This window comes from Parasalinivibrio latis (genome assembly GCF_036825535.1).
Taxonomy (GTDB): domain Bacteria; phylum Pseudomonadota; class Gammaproteobacteria; order Enterobacterales; family Vibrionaceae; genus Parasalinivibrio; species Parasalinivibrio latis.
Genome location: NZ_CP098812.1, coordinates 1,869,586 through 1,883,824, shown reverse-complemented (window position 1 = coordinate 1,883,824; position 14,239 = coordinate 1,869,586). Strand labels below are relative to the sequence as shown.

Genomic DNA, 14,239 nt, shown 5'->3' with positions numbered 1-14,239 from the left:
GTAAACGTAAAACAGAAAAGACCACACACATCACTATGATATATGTGGTCTTTATTGAATTTTGATATATGTATCTATGTGGCAGGATTTACGCGAAGGCAAAGTTCTGTTTGCGTTGGTTAAAACGGGTTACAAGCTCATCAACCGCTTCCTGGCTGTATGGTCTCAAACCGCTCATCACCATGCGCTTTTTACCCTGACCGATAACTTCATCACCTTCTTTAAAGCAGAAGGAGAGAGTCACGCTGCCCTTTTTACCGTCAACATTGATTTCTGAATTCGTCAATTCTACAAGGGGGTTCGTAAAATCAAGGCGGTTAAAAGAGAGTGACATGCTTTCGTAGATAACCAGCGGGCGATCAGGGTTAATCATGGTATCAGCCTGTTTCATCAAGGGAACCATGATATGAGGGAAATTCATGCCTGAAAATTGGACATAGTTTTGTGCTACATGTTCGGCCAGAATGGGATCCTTTCGACATTGCCCTTCACGGGTAATGTTGAGATAGGATTTTCCGTTCGCGTCCACGATGGTGAGGTTGCCATCTTCCTCGTGGGAAATGGTCAACTGCGTGGAATCTGAAATCATGCCGGAAAATTCTACATGCATGGACTCACTGATCCCTTCCCGTGCCAGTACTACAGAGAACAGCAGATCACCCGGTACGCAAAAACGTTTTGCATCTTCATCATGGATTGGGTTGAAGTCGCCGGCGACATGCTTGGCGAAATCGCTGGCCTGCTTGCGTGAGAACTGGAGAAAACCATTATTTTCGGTGTAGTAGTTTTCTAATTGCATTGGGTTTAAGCCGCCTATGTCACAAAGATGGCGCGTATTTTACCTGAAAGCATCAACGTAAATGGTCGAGCCAGTTGATGATGGTCGAACTTACAGAAATTCATGTTGTTAGACCATGGTATAACCCCAATACCTATGCTGGATTAGCCCCAAGTGGTATAACTGGAAGCATAAGAAACGCACAGGAAAGCAAATATGTCTTACCCGTACAAAAACATTGTTATTCTGACCGGTGCTGGAATTTCTGCTGAGTCAGGAATCCGGACGTTCCGAGACCAGGACGGCCTTTGGGAAAACCACCACGTAGAAGATGTTGCAACACCGGAAGGGTATGCCCGCAACCCCGAGTTGGTTCAGCAGTTCTATAACGATCGCCGAAAACAACTCCACGGTGCTGAACCCAATGCTGCTCACAATGCGTTGGCAAAATTGGAAAGGGAAAGCGAAGGCTCGGTGTTAATCGTGACGCAGAACATTGATAACCTCCATGAAAAAGCCGGTTCTGAAAACATCATCCATATGCACGGCGAACTTTTAAAAGCACGTTGTGGTACGACAAATCAGGCTATCGACTGGGACGGAGATATTACCGAGGTTGATTTATGCCATTGTTGCCAAATGCCAACCCAAATGCGTCCGCATGTTGTCTGGTTTGGTGAGATGCCGCTGGGCATGGATCGAATTCATGAAGCCTTGAACAAAGCTGATTTGTTTATTTCCATAGGAACATCTGGTGCAGTCTATCCGGCTGCCGGCTTTGTCCATGAAGCGGCAATGCACGGTGCACATACGGTAGAGCTCAATTTGGAACCCAGCGCAGTGGAAAGTGAATTTGAAGAAAAGCGGTACGGGCGCGCTTCCTCTCTGGTTCCCGAGTTTGTCGAAGAGATTCTTGCTTTGCAGAAATAGCTTATTACAAGCAATACGGAAAAAAAGGGCAGCCATTGTGGGCTGCCCTTGCTGATTCTGAAATCTGAACTTATTCGCCAGCTTTCAGCTTTTGGAAGTAGTCTTCGTAAAGAACGACTGCGTCACCTACAGAGTCTTGCCATTCACCTGCTTCCATCACTTCCTTCGGTGGGAAGATGCTTGGATCGTTGCGGAATGATTCTGGCAGTAAAGGCAGTGCAGCCTTAACCGGGGTAGGGTAGCCGATCATTACTGACAGTTTCGCAGCGTTTTCAGGACGCAGCAGGAAGTCGATCATCTTGTGGGCTGCTTCAACATGCTTTGCATTCTTAGGGATTGCAAGGCTGTCCATCCAGAAGATTGCACCATCTTTAGGCCAAATGATATCGATTGGCGCACCGTCCTGGCGAGCCTGGTATGCAGAGCCATTCCACAGCATGCCCAGTGATGTTTCACCTGCCATGTAAGGGTTTGCAGGGAAGTCTGAGTTGAATACCAAAACGTTTGGCATCAATTTCTTCAGTTCTTCATAAGCTTGCTTGATTTGCTGAGGATCGCGGGTGTTACCAGAGTAACCGAGCTTACGAAGCGCAATGTGGAAGAACTCACGCGCATCATCCATCATCATCAACTGGCCTTCCCATTTAGGGTCCCACAGGTCAGCCCATGAATGCACTTCGTTCTTGTCCAGCATATCTGTGTTGATACCGATACCGGTAGCGCCCCAGATATAAGGGATTGAATACTCGTTATTTGGATCGAACGATTTGTTCAGCGTGTTTTCGTCCAGACCGCCAAAATGTGAGAGCTTGGATTTATCGATCTTTTGCAGCATGCCTTCTTCACGCATTTTCTTAACGTAATAAGTAGAAGGCACTACCAGATCGTAGCCAACTGGGTTGGTTTTCAGCTTGGCATACATGGATTCGTTCGACTCGTAAGTCGAGTAGATCACTTTGATACCAGTCTCTTTAGTGAATTCTTCAAGCACTTCTTGAGGAATATATTCAGACCAGTTGTAGAAATAGAGTACGTTGTTTTCTTCAGCTGCAACGGCTGTAGAGGCAGTACCACCAAAAAGGGAAGCAGCCAGAGAAGCGCCAAGAACGAGCTTTGACCACAATTTCATGGGTAACTCCTATCACACGAATATATAAAAATGGGCAGCGAATGCGCTGCCCGTATTTCAACATTTGCAGCAATTAACGGGACCGGTCTCGGGCCAGTAACTGCGAACACACCACCAGAGTGAGCGAAATAATCAGCATAATAGTTGCCAATGCGTTCACTTCAGGCGATACACCAACCTTAACCATTGAATAGATCTTCAGAGGCAAGATTTCGTAAGTTGGGCCGGTGACAAATGAACTTACAATCACGTCATCCAAAGACAGCGTAAAGCTCAACAACCAACCGGCAGCTACTGCAGGCGCTGCCAGCGGCAGAATGATTTTGCTCAGAATAACCCACTCGCTTGCGCCAAGGTCTTTTGCGGCTTCAAGCATGCGGACATCAAAACCATTGAGACGGCTGTATACGGTCACCACGACAAAAGGCAAGCAGAATGTAATATGGGACAACAGAAGGGTAAGGAAACCCAATTGTGCACCCAGAATAACAAACAGCGCCAGCAGTGAGATTGCCATCACGATATCCGGAGACATCATCACAACAAACAGCATGCCGTTTACGAACGCCTTGCCACGAAAACGGTAACGGTATAGGGCCACCGCGGTCAGACTGCCGATAATGGCCGCTGCTGTAGCAGACAGTACCGCAATAGTGATTGAGTTAACTGCCGCCTGGGTCAGGCTGTCGTTGTTAATCAGTTGGCTGTACCACTTCAGGGTAAAGCCACGCCAGTCCATTCCGAACTTACTTGCGTTAAACGAGTTAACGATAAGAATGATAATCGGAATGTAAAGGAACGCATAAACCAGCGACATAAAGCTGGTTTTGAACAATCTTGTCATTCCAGCTCTACCTTCTTGTTAAGCAACTTGCCTACACGATAGTAAGCAAACAGCAGCAAGCCCATCGCAACAGTCAGGGATACGCTCGTGGCCGAGCCAAATGGCCAGTCACGCACGTTAAGTATCTGACTCTTAATCACGTTACCAATAAGCAAGTTCTTCGCTCCGCCAAGGAGGTCGGATACATAGAACATGCCCAACGCCGGAAGCAGTACCAAAAGACAGCCCGCAATAATACCCGGCATTGTCAGTGGAAGAATCACCTTCACAAAGGTCTGGAACTTGCTGGCACCGAGGTCCTTTGCTGCTTCCAGGTAGCTGTTGTCCAATTTTTCAATGCTGGTATAAAGCGGAAGAATCATAAACGGCAGCAGAATATAGACCAAGCCAACCATAACGGCATACTCGGTATACATGATACGCAGCGGTTTATCTATCAGGCCAATGGCCAACAGGCCTTCATTCAGAAGACCTCGTGTACCCAGGAACAACTTGAGGCCATAAGTACGGATCAGTGAGTTGGTCCAGAAAGGTACAATGACCAGAAACAGCATAAATGGACGGAGTTTCTCTGGCATACGTGCAATGACAAACGCAAACGGGTAACCGATTGCGAGGCAGAGCAGGGTAGCGGTAGCAGCCATATAGAATGAGTGCCACACGACCTTCGCATACAACGGATCCAAAAGCTTCCCGTAGTTGCTCAGAGTAAACGTCATCTCAATAAGATCAGTTTCACTGCGCGTCAGGAAGCTCGTCCCGATGATCATCAGGTTGGGGAAAAATACAAAGATAACCAGCCAACCGACAATCAGTGAGATAATCGCGTTTTGGAGGTTAAGCTTCTTCATAAGGCAGTACCACTTCCCAGCTTTCAACCCAGGTAATGGCCACTTTCTGATCCAGAGAGTGGTCAACGTCAGGATCATCCTCGTTAAAGAATTCACTGATCATTACGTTCTGACCGGATTCCAGTTCAACGACTGAGTCCAGAGTCATGCCTTTATAGGTACGTTCACGAACGTAACCCACAATGCCGCTCACAGCGCCATTGTCATGAATTTCTTCAATGCGAAGGTCTTCCGGACGGAGAAGCACCGAAATACGGTCACCAACAGCCACTTCCATTTTGCAGTGCACAACACAGTTGCGGCCTTCAATGTCAGCGCGGATGTTTTCGTTGTCGATACGGTCAGTCACGACAGCGTTAAACACGTTGATTTCACCGATAAAGCGGGCAACAAACAGGTTAGCTGGTTCTTCGTATATCTCACGTGGAGTACCATCCTGCTCAATGTGACCTTCACGCATAACGATAATACGGTCAGACATCGACAGGGCTTCTTCCTGGTCATGAGTAACAAATATAAAGGTAATTCCCAGTTTGCGTTGAAGCTGTTTCAGCTCGATTTGCATTTGTTTGCGCAATTTATAGTCCAGCGCAGACAAAGATTCGTCCAGCAACAACACTTTAGGCTTGTTAACAACGGCACGTGCAATGGCAACGCGCTGCTGTTGGCCACCAGAAAGCTGATGTGGTTTTCGCGGCGCATATTGGTCAAGCTGCACCATACGGAGGGCTTCCATCACACGCGGTTCGATTTCGTTTTCCGCTACTTTCTGCATGCGCAGACCGAATGCGACGTTATCGTATACCGTCATATGAGGGAAAAGGGCATAACTCTGAAATACCGTGTTTACGTGTCGGTTTTCTGCTGGAACGGAAGTAACATCAGTATCTTCCAGCAAAATTTGACCCGCATCAGCATCTTCCAAACCTGCAATCAAACGAAGTACTGTCGTTTTACCGCAGCCGGAAGGGCCCAGAATAGTCAAGAACTCACCGTTATTAACCTCCAGATCCAAATTGGAGATAACGGCCTTACCGTCAAAGCTTTTTGTCAGTCCCTTGAGCCGGATAACGGGTTTTCCAGTCGGTTGTGCAGCGTTCAATTCTCTCTTCTCTCTCTCTCTTCCGAGTACGAATGGACCGAGATGCATACCATCATTTAGACGGCGCATAATAGTCCTCAAAACTTGCAAGTGAAAGCGTTTTTTAAAGAAATCCGTATGTAAACTAACCAAGTAACGTCAAAGAAAAATGATCAGATATGTGACTGTTACTAAAATATTCAAATCAACAGAATATCAGTTGGTGTTTTTCCCAACGGTCATCGTCGTCAAATTCATTGGCTCTGGGACAACTGACTGAAAAATGGGATAAGCATCCGCTATACTCAAAACTTGAGAAACCAGATTACTATCAGATGAAAAAACAATTTGAACATGCCATCCATATTGGTGGCTCCATGGAACGGGCACTAAAAGGTAACTACTCACTGGATGTGACAAAAATTGTCCAGGAAGCAGTAAAAGTTACTGCGTCTAACTTTTGGTCGTTTTTACCCGCGACAGCCATCCTCTTCACGGCACAACTGACTGTGATGTTAATTGCCTTGAAAATGCAGATTGGCTCCCCGGCAGAACTTTTGGAGGCATTTACCAATCCTTCATTGATGACGTCGGATTACATCTACGCTGCGTGGGTGGCAAACTTCAGTGCTGATGTACTTACAGCTCCGTTGTACGCTGGCGCCAGTCTTATGGGATTGAGTCATGCTGCCGGGTTTCGCAGTAAGCCCCGCCATATATTAAAAGGATTTGGATACACTGCCGCAGTTATGGTGGCTATGGGGGCTACCGCACTGATGCAAACTATGGCCAATGCGGTATTTTCAATCCTTGGCCTTTATCTGGCCATTGCATTCAGCATGACCACGTTGCTTATTTGTGAAAAGCAACTTCAGCCTCTAAACGCGATACTGGTATCCTTTCGTGCCGTAAACCGAAAGATTCTTCCTCTGGTTGGCTTTAATCTGATATTGGCGGTCTTGTTCTTCCTTTCTATTGCCACAATCGGTCTGGCTTTGATCTGGACGTTGCCGTTTCTCTTTAATCTGAAAGGTATCATTTACCGGGAAATGTTTGGTATCGGTATTGAAGTTTCTGTCAGTGAACCGGACGAAGAGACTGGTGCCTCTCACTTTGATGCGTGATTAGCCGGGTTTGTGTAGTTAGTTCCTTAAATACCTTTGGATTTATTTTTTCAAATCGCCGGCCAGTTTATACTGGTCAGCGATTTTAGTGTTGTTCATACGAAACCAAGAAAAACGATGATAAAACATATTGTGGCACTGACCTTTGGCATCGCCCTAATTGCAGGGTGCGGTGATTACTTCGGAGCTTCCCGGTCAGATTTAGCTGAAATGGTAGATGCTCCTGAGCCCCCAACAATGGAAGATAGACCAGATTTTTCTTCCTTTACCGATGTCAAAGACAAAAAAACTGCATTTTTTAATTACCTTCGCCCGGCTGTTGACTACCTGAACGTTGTCGTAGAGAAAGCACGTTCCGAATTGGACGAGATCACTAAGCGCAGTGAGGGGGATAAGCCTCTGAGTCAAAAGGACCTGGCGTTTCTCGCTCATGCCAGTGAGCTACTTAGTTTACCCATTCCAGAAAATGGCCCAACAACAGCGTGGTTTGCTGAAATCAGGAAACGTATGGATGTCGTTCCTCCTGAATTGGTATTAAGCCAGGCTGCCAATGAATCCGCCTGGGGAACCTCACGTTTTGCTGTAGAAGGCAATAACTACTTTGGTCAATGGTGTTATAAAAAGGGGTGCGGACTGGTCCCTAAAAACCGGGATGCCGGCAAGTACCATGAAGTGGCTGTCTTTGAGACAGGTTATGATTCAGTTCAGGCTTATTTCCTTAACATAAACCGTAATCCTGCGTACCAGTCACTTCGAGAAATCCGGCAAACACTTCGTGAACAGAATAAGCCGATCACTGGGACTGCGTTGGCTCAGGGGTTGGTGGGATACTCAGAGCGTGGACAGGCTTATGTGGAAGAAATTCGCAGCATGATCCGCCATAACGAAAAATTTTGGAGCCAAGGATGACGCGAGCAGCCATAGTGCTACCGCTTTTAATTGCCGCTGCCATGCCTGTGGCGGCGACAGAATATCAGTTTAGCTACAACAAACTTTTTGCCCAACTCAAAAATAACGTAAAAGAAGGCCACCAGGATGTGAAGGTCGCTTATTTCATGCAGAACCCCAAAACCGGGAACGTGTGTAAACTCAACCGGGCCTGGATGCAGAAAAAGGAGCACTTTGAGGAATTCTCGATTCCTGCTTCCCAGGAACTCCCACTACCCATTGACAACCACTTGCGCAAAGTTAATCCAGATGTGTTTGTCGATGTTGATGAAAGTGCGGGTATCTGCAATATGACCTATCAGGTAATGACTTCTTCAGTACCTGACGAGCTGTCTAAAGCCTATGTGATGTCTCTTTTACCTCAGATGCAAACAATGATGTCGGATTTAGGCGGGATGTTTGCGTCTTGGTTTATGCCGGAAGTCAAAGGTGTCGTCTTGCATTTCCCGCAAAATACTCCTGCATTGGAAAGCAGTTTGGGGAATACAGTTCGCCTGGAAGACGGCAGGGCAATTATTGATGTGGGCAAACTGGCAGACGGTGAGACCATCAGATTTGATACAAAGCCAGTAAAAATCACACCATGGATTCCCAAAGCCTGACCCATCTGGAGCTACTTGAACTGAAAGGCGTGCACTGGCACGCCTTTTTTCTGGCAGTGAAGAGGGTTATTTAACCTCTACAACATTCATCATCAGAGATGGGTCAACTTCAACTGCATCTGTTTGGGGCGCGGAATCTGAGAATTGTTCGCGGTCAAAGGCAATATCACCGCCATTAATGACGCCAGAATCACTGTTGATGGATTTGAAATCGAACAGCTCGAAGTCAGCCAAGTGTGAAGGAACAACATTCTGCAGTGAGCGGAACATAGTCTCGATGCGGCCAGGGAAGCGACGATCCCAATCACGTAACATTTCTTTGATGACCTGGCGTTGCAAGTTTGGTTGAGAACCACACAGGTTACACGGAATAATCGGGAATTCTTTCATTTCCGCAAACCGGATAATATCTTTTTCCCGGGCGTATGCCAGTGGACGGATAACGACATGTTCACCGTTGTCAGAAACCAATTTTGGTGGCATAGACTTCAGTTTTCCGCCGTAGAACATATTCAGGAACAGGGTTTCCAGAATGTCATCACGGTGATGCCCCAGAGCAATTTTAGTCGCGCCCAATTCTTTAGCAGTTCGGTACAGAATGCCGCGGCGAAGACGTGAGCACAGGGAACAGGTTGTTTTCCCTTCGGGAATCTTATCTTTAACGATTGAGTAGGTGTCTTCTTCAACAATTTTGTACTGTACGCCAAGACTCTCAAGGTATTCAGGCAGGATGTGGCCTGGAAAACCCGGCTGCTTTTGGTCAAGGTTTACGGCAATGAGTTCAAACGATACAGGAGCACTTTTTTGCAGGCTGCGTAAAATATCCAGCATCGCAAAGCTGTCTTTGCCACCTGACAGGCAAACCATAATGCGATCACCTTCTTCAATCATATTGAAGTCTGCAATGGCATTACCAACTTCACGACGAAGACGTTTTTGCAACTTGTTGAAATTATAGACTTGTGCCTTAGTGAGTTCTTCTGTAGTCGTCATTCTTATATTGCTCTGATTACTTACCCGGCCCGGTGTAAACATGTCATCCGGACGTATCTTATGTTGTAGGCGCGTATGATACGGATTTCGACGACGGATGCCAGAGGGAAGCACCAAATCTACAACTCACTGTTCCCTTAAATAGTAATGAAACCTGTTGTTTACTGGGAGAATTATCAGATAACTGTAATCACTGAATTTCCGTACACTTTTGTTTAAACAAAAAAGGAGAGAAGAAGTGACGGAACCAAAACTGATCCTTGATCACGATGAGATATATGACGAAATGGCGTCCGCCCCTTATGTTGAAGATTCGGGAGAGGTTTTATCCCCAAATTGTGGTGGCCGTGCAATTCTTGAATATCAGAGGGTAGGTGGTGACTATGGTGCTTGGGTGTTTGTTAAAAACAGGAGTGGAGACAAACGTATTTCTGTGACATCAAAAGTCCGCTTTATGTACCAAGGCCAATGGCGCGAAGAGTATAAAATAAAAACACTTAACCCAGGTGAACGGAAACAAGTTGGGACGTCAAAGTGGCGCCATCAGACCTTTTATTGGTCCATTGTGGGCTGTGTAGAGATTTAAAAAATGGCAGCCGGTTGGCTGCCATCCTACTACACTGCTATTGCATCTTTTATCTGTTTAGAATTCGTAACCGACCGAGACCATGAACACCCAGGGGTCAATGTCAGTTTTTATTTTTTGAGGATTTCCGTTGTGCTTGAACTTAACGTCGGTTCCAATATCTGCATACCAGATTGATGCACCGGCAAACAGCTTGTCTGACAGCATGTAGTCGGCACCAATATTTGCAGCCAGTCCCCATGAATCATCCAACGAAAGATCTGATAACCCGGCAGCTTTACCCGTGTTGGTTAAATCTTCATTGAAAAAAGTAGTGAAATTTAATCCGGCCCCAACATAAGGGCGCAATTTGCTGTCTTTGTTACCAAAATAATATTGAACCATAAATGTAGGAGGAAGATGCTCAACTTCTGCAATGGTTCCGACACCGTTAAGTGATACATCATGTTTAAATGGGGTGGCAGCAAGAATTTCCAGACTGATGTTATCCGTAAACATATAACCTACGGTCAATCCGAGTTGGGTGTCAGAATTAATGTCAAATTCGCCTAAACCCAATACATTGTCACTGCTTTCATTGGGAACAACACTGGCAATTCCACCGCGTACTACGATGTCTCCTTGCTCGTGGGCAACAGCGGACACGGACAGCAAAACTGATGATACCATTGCTGCGCATACTGCTTTTTTCATCATTATTATCTCCATCTTGTTTTCTTTGGCTTCACGTTAAATTGAAGTGAATTTAACATCTAATGGAGATGGGTAATTGATTTGAGTCAATTTATAAAAATTACTAATGATAAATAAGAATTGATTGAGATCAATTAGCCATGCAATGAATAAAACAGGACTTTCATAAATTGAATAATTTCGAAGTGACAGAATGGGTAAACAGAAAGGATTTTAAGAATTATATTGACATTTCAGCAGGTAATTTTCGTCAAAAAATAACATCGAAGAAATGTAATTGTCTGTTTTTATTGAGTTAGTTAACCCCTGTGCGGTTTTGTTACCTAATGGTGAATATGAAAGAATGTTTTATTTTAACTTGTCCTGAAATGTGGGGTAAAAACCATATTTTAATGAATATAAAACCTTAGAATTCACTCTTTATATTAATGCACTACATTCACATCGAAGCACCATCAAAGTATTTTATTGGAATCTCATTTATTAAACTTGAATCACCCATATTAAAATTAATACCTACTTTGTCATTCTGTGTTTTTGATGTCAGCGTATAGTGAGTTACACATCCACAGGTCTTGCACCGGTTGAAATTAATCATTTTATCTCCCCAGCAATAAGTATCCAGAGAGCCGGTATTGGCATCAATTTCGACATCAACAGGTTTAAAATACCCCCAGACAGCACTGTATCTTTGACAAAGGCTGCAGTTGCAGCGGGTTAATGACTGAGGTTTTTGGTAAACAACAATATTGACCTCTCCACAATGGCAGCTGAACCTGTACATCCTCTTCTCCTTAAAATATAAAGGCATCCCTTAGGATGCCTTTACAGTGTCTGAACTGAATTATGATTGATTAGGGTCAAGTGGACTGACATAACCGTCAGGCTTGATTGCAAGCACATCACAATCTAACTGATCTATCGTGTGTTCCGCAGTATTACCAATAAATACAGCCGATAAACCTGTTCGTCCAGTTGTACCAATGATTACCAACTCAGCTTCCAGTTCGCGTGCGGCTTTGGGGATAACATCCTCAGGCATTCCTTCTTCAACCAATGTTTGTTCTTCCGGAATGCCATGTTTTTGCCGTAATGCCTTCATGGCGGTTAAGTGATGCCCGCGAATCGCGTCTGTATAAGAAGCAGGATCAAATTCAGGGAGCTCAATAGTGATATTTACCGGTGTAGGCGGATAAGCGTTTACCAATGTGAATTCCGCATTAAGTAAACGCCCCATAGCCTTAGCCTCACTAACGAGTTTATCGTTGAGGTCATGGTGAGTGTCAGTCTCTGAGCCAACGTGTACAGCTGCAACGACCTTTCCATTTTCTGGCCAGTCATTGCCTTTAACCAACAGAAGAGGGCAAGGGCATTTGCGCATCAGGTGCCAATCTGTAGGTGTAAAGATAACAGAGCCCAGAGTGTCGTGTTGATGGGTTGCTTTCACAACAAGGTCATGTCCGCCTTCAAAGACCTGAGCAATGACGCTTTCATATGGGCGGTTATGCCATACAACCCTAACACTGATTTCTAATGAGTCTGTATCATGACCTTTCAGGATGGATTTTAACCAGTCTTCACGCTGACGTACCACTCCATCTCTCATAGCCTGACGTTCATCTGCTGACAGCATAGAGGTCATTTCGTAAGAGAAGTCGTAGATTGCAAGAAAGAGTACCAGACGAGTGGTGGTGTCATTGTGAGACGCAAGCTGAATTGCGCGGGAAAGGGCGGGTTGATCCTCTCGCGCAGGATCGATAACGACAAGTAAGTTTTCGTAGCGTGTCATATTCGCCTCCTCAGCCAAATACCAACACTATTACTCTAACGTAAGTATAACAATCGACACCATTTGCCAAATCACATTGTCGCTAAAAAATTGAAATGGCGCTAAAAAGCGCCATTTTTCAGTATGTCTTTGCAGGAAAAATATTTTTACTTAGCACCGGCAAGTGATGCTAATTCCTCGTGGTCAAGGATCGTAATGTACTTGCCTTTGACATTGAGCATACCGGATTTTTGGAACCGGCCCAGCAGACGACTGATTGTTTCAACCGTAAGCCCCAAGTAATTGCCAATGTCACCTCGAGTCATCGTCAGGCGAAACTCGCGAGGGGAGAAACCACGCTGAGAAAAGCGCATCGAAAGGTTATAAAGGAACGCTGCCAGGCGTTCTTCTGCGTTCTTTTTAGAAAGCAGGAGAATCATGTCCTGGTCACCCTTTATCTCACTACTCATCAAGCGCATTATTTGCTGACGAAGTTTAGGCATTTTGCCCGACAAATCGTCCAGAATTTCAAATGGAATTTCACATACCATTGAGGTTTCTAACGCCTGAGCAAAACTGGGATGTTTCATAAAATTGATGGCGTCAAAACCGACCAAATCACCGGCAAGATGGAAGGCCGTGATTTGTTCATCACCTTGCTCTGTAATGGTGTAGCTCTTGATAGTTCCAGATCGGATAGCGTACAGAGAACGTAGTTCATCCCCAGCTTTGAAAAGCTCTTGACCCTTTTGAATCGGCTTCTTTCGTTCGATGATTTGATCGAGTTGGTTGAGCTCGTTTTCATTAAGAGTGAAAGGGATGCACAACTGGCTAATACTGCAATCGTGACAATGAATGGCACAGCCGCCAGACTGAACACGTTTATTGGTCAGCTTATCCGAGATCATAGGTCCTGCAAAATCGACATTTGATATAAGTCAATATTCTACCATCTTCGTAGAAGAAATCGAGGGGATTGTAGAAGTCTTTCGGCAGAACTCCTTGCGGGTAAATGGTTTGTAACAACAACCTTCTCAATAGGTGTCTTGAATATCAGAAACTGAAAATGCCATAAGCAGTGTAAATGCCGTATCCAAACAACAAGGCTGATGCTGTATACCTAAATGGGCCGCTGTTCAAAAAACCGGCAGCCTTAATGCCAATTCCTGCCATAAAAAGCATTGCAGGCAAGGTTCCCGTACCAAATCCAAGCATGACAAATATGCCCGACGTCACACTTCCAGAAACTGCTGCCCAGCTAAGAGCTGAATACACAAGCCCACAAGGCAACCAACCCCATAGGATTCCAAATGGAAGTGCAGACCAAGCGTTGGGAAGGGGAATGAATCGAGATGTCAGGGGCGAGATGTAGCGCCAGATGGCCTTACCGCCTCGTTCAATGTAGGTAATGCCCTGCCAAATACGGGATATATAGAGGGCCATAAGAATAAGCATGATGGCGGCCATGCCTCTCAACCACATAAGGCCAGACTGCCAACCTGTAATCTCCACCGCGGATGCAAAGACACCGCCGACCAGGCCCCCAGCAACACAATAAGAGAAAATTCGACCAATATTGTAGTTAAGCAAATAGAGCCATTTCATGGTTCCTGATGCAGAGTTGGGAACTCCGGAGCAAAGGGAGGCGGCAATACCGCCACACATGCTGATACAGTGGCCGGCTCCGAGAAAGCCAACCAGCACTGCTGCGAAAAAATCAGATGTCATGATGATGTTCCGTCCTCATTTTTATCTGACTTATCAGTTTCCGGCTCATCGTCCATTAAAATGCTGTAACCCTGCCGCTCCAGGTCATCAAACTGCTCACTTTTTACGGCCCAGATAAACACGACAACAGCCAAAGCAACCAGGATGATGGCGATAGGAATCAATATAAAGAGGCTTTCCACAG

General features: G+C 45.4%; 17 protein-coding genes. 5 read left to right on the top strand and 12 right to left on the bottom strand.

Annotated features, from left to right (window positions below; translation table 11 throughout):
• Nucleotides 1-88: 88 nt before the first annotated feature.
• On the bottom strand, nucleotides 89-799 hold the full coding sequence (locus NF212_RS08910) for a DUF3581 family protein (protein ID WP_434360784.1): 711 nt from the start codon (nucleotides 797-799) through the stop codon (nucleotides 89-91).
• Between the two features lie 195 nt (nucleotides 800-994).
• Between NF212_RS08910 and cobB the strand changes: the two genes are divergently transcribed.
• Complete coding sequence (cobB, locus tag NF212_RS08905) at nucleotides 995-1,708, top strand: Sir2 family NAD+-dependent deacetylase (RefSeq protein ID WP_434360783.1); 714 nt, start codon at nucleotides 995-997, stop codon at nucleotides 1,706-1,708.
• 70 nt (nucleotides 1,709-1,778) lie between these two features.
• Here the strand turns inward: cobB and NF212_RS08900 are convergent, their stop codons facing one another.
• The 4 genes from NF212_RS08900 to potA form a co-directional block, all read right to left on the bottom strand.
• Nucleotides 1,779-2,837, bottom strand: coding sequence for an extracellular solute-binding protein (locus tag NF212_RS08900; protein WP_434360782.1), 1,059 nt, complete (start codon nucleotides 2,835-2,837; stop codon nucleotides 1,779-1,781).
• Nucleotides 2,838-2,910: 73 nt separating this feature from the next.
• Entirely contained in the window at nucleotides 2,911-3,681 is a 771-nt protein-coding gene (gene potC / locus NF212_RS08895; protein ID WP_434360781.1) for a spermidine/putrescine ABC transporter permease PotC, read from the bottom strand.
• Nucleotides 3,678-4,532, bottom strand: coding sequence for a spermidine/putrescine ABC transporter permease PotB (gene potB, locus NF212_RS08890; protein ID WP_434360780.1), 855 nt, complete (start codon nucleotides 4,530-4,532; stop codon nucleotides 3,678-3,680). Before potB ends, potC begins: the two co-directional genes overlap by 4 nt.
• Entirely contained in the window at nucleotides 4,519-5,634 is a 1,116-nt protein-coding gene (gene potA, locus NF212_RS08885; protein WP_434360858.1) for a spermidine/putrescine ABC transporter ATP-binding protein PotA, read from the bottom strand. Before potA ends, potB begins: the two co-directional genes overlap by 14 nt.
• Before the next feature lie 314 nt (nucleotides 5,635-5,948).
• On the opposite strand from potA, the gene NF212_RS08880 reads away from it, so the two are divergent.
• The 3 genes from NF212_RS08880 (at nucleotide 5,949) to NF212_RS08870 (ending at nucleotide 8,287) form a co-directional block, all read left to right on the top strand.
• Nucleotides 5,949-6,737, top strand: a complete 789-nt coding sequence (locus NF212_RS08880) for a hypothetical protein (RefSeq protein ID WP_434360779.1) — start codon at nucleotides 5,949-5,951, stop codon at nucleotides 6,735-6,737.
• A 117-nt stretch (nucleotides 6,738-6,854) separates the two neighbouring features.
• On the top strand, nucleotides 6,855-7,646 hold the full coding sequence (locus tag NF212_RS08875) for a glucosaminidase domain-containing protein (protein WP_434360778.1): 792 nt from the start codon (nucleotides 6,855-6,857) through the stop codon (nucleotides 7,644-7,646).
• Complete coding sequence (locus NF212_RS08870) at nucleotides 7,643-8,287, top strand: DUF2987 domain-containing protein (protein WP_434360777.1); 645 nt, start codon at nucleotides 7,643-7,645, stop codon at nucleotides 8,285-8,287. The genes NF212_RS08875 and NF212_RS08870 overlap by 4 nt, the downstream gene beginning before the upstream one ends.
• Nucleotides 8,288-8,353: 66 nt before the next feature.
• On the opposite strand, the gene ttcA is transcribed toward NF212_RS08870, so the two are convergent.
• A complete protein-coding gene (gene ttcA, locus NF212_RS08865) occupies nucleotides 8,354-9,280 on the bottom strand; it encodes a tRNA 2-thiocytidine(32) synthetase TtcA (protein ID WP_434360776.1) in 927 nt (308 codons plus the stop codon).
• 238 nt (nucleotides 9,281-9,518) lie between these two features.
• Here ttcA and NF212_RS08860 point away from each other — a divergent pair, with 238 nt between their 5' ends.
• Entirely contained in the window at nucleotides 9,519-9,866 is a 348-nt protein-coding gene (locus NF212_RS08860; protein ID WP_434360775.1) for a hypothetical protein, read from the top strand.
• A gap of 57 nt (nucleotides 9,867-9,923) precedes the next feature.
• Here NF212_RS08860 and ompW read toward each other — a convergent pair whose 3' ends face one another.
• The 6 genes from ompW to ccoS form a co-directional block, all read right to left on the bottom strand.
• Entirely contained in the window at nucleotides 9,924-10,559 is a 636-nt protein-coding gene (gene ompW / locus NF212_RS08855; RefSeq protein WP_434360857.1) for an outer membrane protein OmpW, read from the bottom strand.
• Between the two features lie 439 nt (nucleotides 10,560-10,998).
• Nucleotides 10,999-11,343, bottom strand: coding sequence for a GFA family protein (locus NF212_RS08850; protein ID WP_434360773.1), 345 nt, complete (start codon nucleotides 11,341-11,343; stop codon nucleotides 10,999-11,001).
• A gap of 60 nt (nucleotides 11,344-11,403) precedes the next feature.
• Nucleotides 11,404-12,348, bottom strand: a complete 945-nt coding sequence (gene uspE, locus NF212_RS08845; RefSeq protein WP_434360771.1) for a universal stress protein UspE — start codon at nucleotides 12,346-12,348, stop codon at nucleotides 11,404-11,406.
• A 146-nt stretch (nucleotides 12,349-12,494) separates the two neighbouring features.
• Nucleotides 12,495-13,235, bottom strand: coding sequence for an FNR family transcription factor (locus NF212_RS08840; RefSeq protein WP_434360769.1), 741 nt, complete (start codon nucleotides 13,233-13,235; stop codon nucleotides 12,495-12,497).
• Between the two features lie 145 nt (nucleotides 13,236-13,380).
• On the bottom strand, nucleotides 13,381-14,055 hold the full coding sequence (locus NF212_RS08835) for a sulfite exporter TauE/SafE family protein (RefSeq protein ID WP_434360767.1): 675 nt from the start codon (nucleotides 14,053-14,055) through the stop codon (nucleotides 13,381-13,383).
• Nucleotides 14,052-14,237 carry a cbb3-type cytochrome oxidase assembly protein CcoS gene (gene ccoS / locus NF212_RS08830; RefSeq protein WP_434360765.1) on the bottom strand — a complete coding sequence of 62 codons (186 nt, stop codon included), beginning with the start codon at nucleotides 14,235-14,237 and terminating at the stop codon, nucleotides 14,052-14,054. Before ccoS ends, NF212_RS08835 begins: the two co-directional genes overlap by 4 nt.
• Between the last annotated feature and the right edge of the window lie 2 nt (nucleotides 14,238-14,239).

Excerpts from the sequence above, each read along its gene's own strand:
- NF212_RS08875 (WP_434360778.1), top strand. The coding sequence starts at position 6,855 with ATGATAAAACATATTGTGGCACTGACCTTTGGCATCGCCCTAATTGCA.
- ttcA (WP_434360776.1), bottom strand. The coding sequence starts at position 9,280 with ATGACGACTACAGAAGAACTCACTAAGGCACAAGTCTATAATTTCAAC.
- cobB (WP_434360783.1), top strand. The coding sequence starts at position 995 with ATGTCTTACCCGTACAAAAACATTGTTATTCTGACCGGTGCTGGAATT.
- NF212_RS08870 (WP_434360777.1), top strand. The coding sequence starts at position 7,643 with ATGACGCGAGCAGCCATAGTGCTACCGCTTTTAATTGCCGCTGCCATG.
- potC (WP_434360781.1), bottom strand. The coding sequence starts at position 3,681 with ATGACAAGATTGTTCAAAACCAGCTTTATGTCGCTGGTTTATGCGTTC.
- NF212_RS08840 (WP_434360769.1), bottom strand. The coding sequence starts at position 13,235 with ATGATCTCGGATAAGCTGACCAATAAACGTGTTCAGTCTGGCGGCTGT.
- NF212_RS08900 (WP_434360782.1), bottom strand. The coding sequence starts at position 2,837 with ATGAAATTGTGGTCAAAGCTCGTTCTTGGCGCTTCTCTGGCTGCTTCC.
- NF212_RS08880 (WP_434360779.1), top strand. The coding sequence starts at position 5,949 with ATGAAAAAACAATTTGAACATGCCATCCATATTGGTGGCTCCATGGAA.
- ompW (WP_434360857.1), bottom strand. The coding sequence starts at position 10,559 with ATGAAAAAAGCAGTATGCGCAGCAATGGTATCATCAGTTTTGCTGTCC.
- NF212_RS08835 (WP_434360767.1), bottom strand. The coding sequence starts at position 14,055 with ATGACATCTGATTTTTTCGCAGCAGTGCTGGTTGGCTTTCTCGGAGCC.
- potB (WP_434360780.1), bottom strand. The coding sequence starts at position 4,532 with ATGAAGAAGCTTAACCTCCAAAACGCGATTATCTCACTGATTGTCGGT.
- uspE (WP_434360771.1), bottom strand. The coding sequence starts at position 12,348 with ATGACACGCTACGAAAACTTACTTGTCGTTATCGATCCTGCGCGAGAG.
- NF212_RS08910 (WP_434360784.1), bottom strand. The coding sequence starts at position 799 with ATGCAATTAGAAAACTACTACACCGAAAATAATGGTTTTCTCCAGTTC.
- NF212_RS08850 (WP_434360773.1), bottom strand. The coding sequence starts at position 11,343 with ATGTACAGGTTCAGCTGCCATTGTGGAGAGGTCAATATTGTTGTTTAC.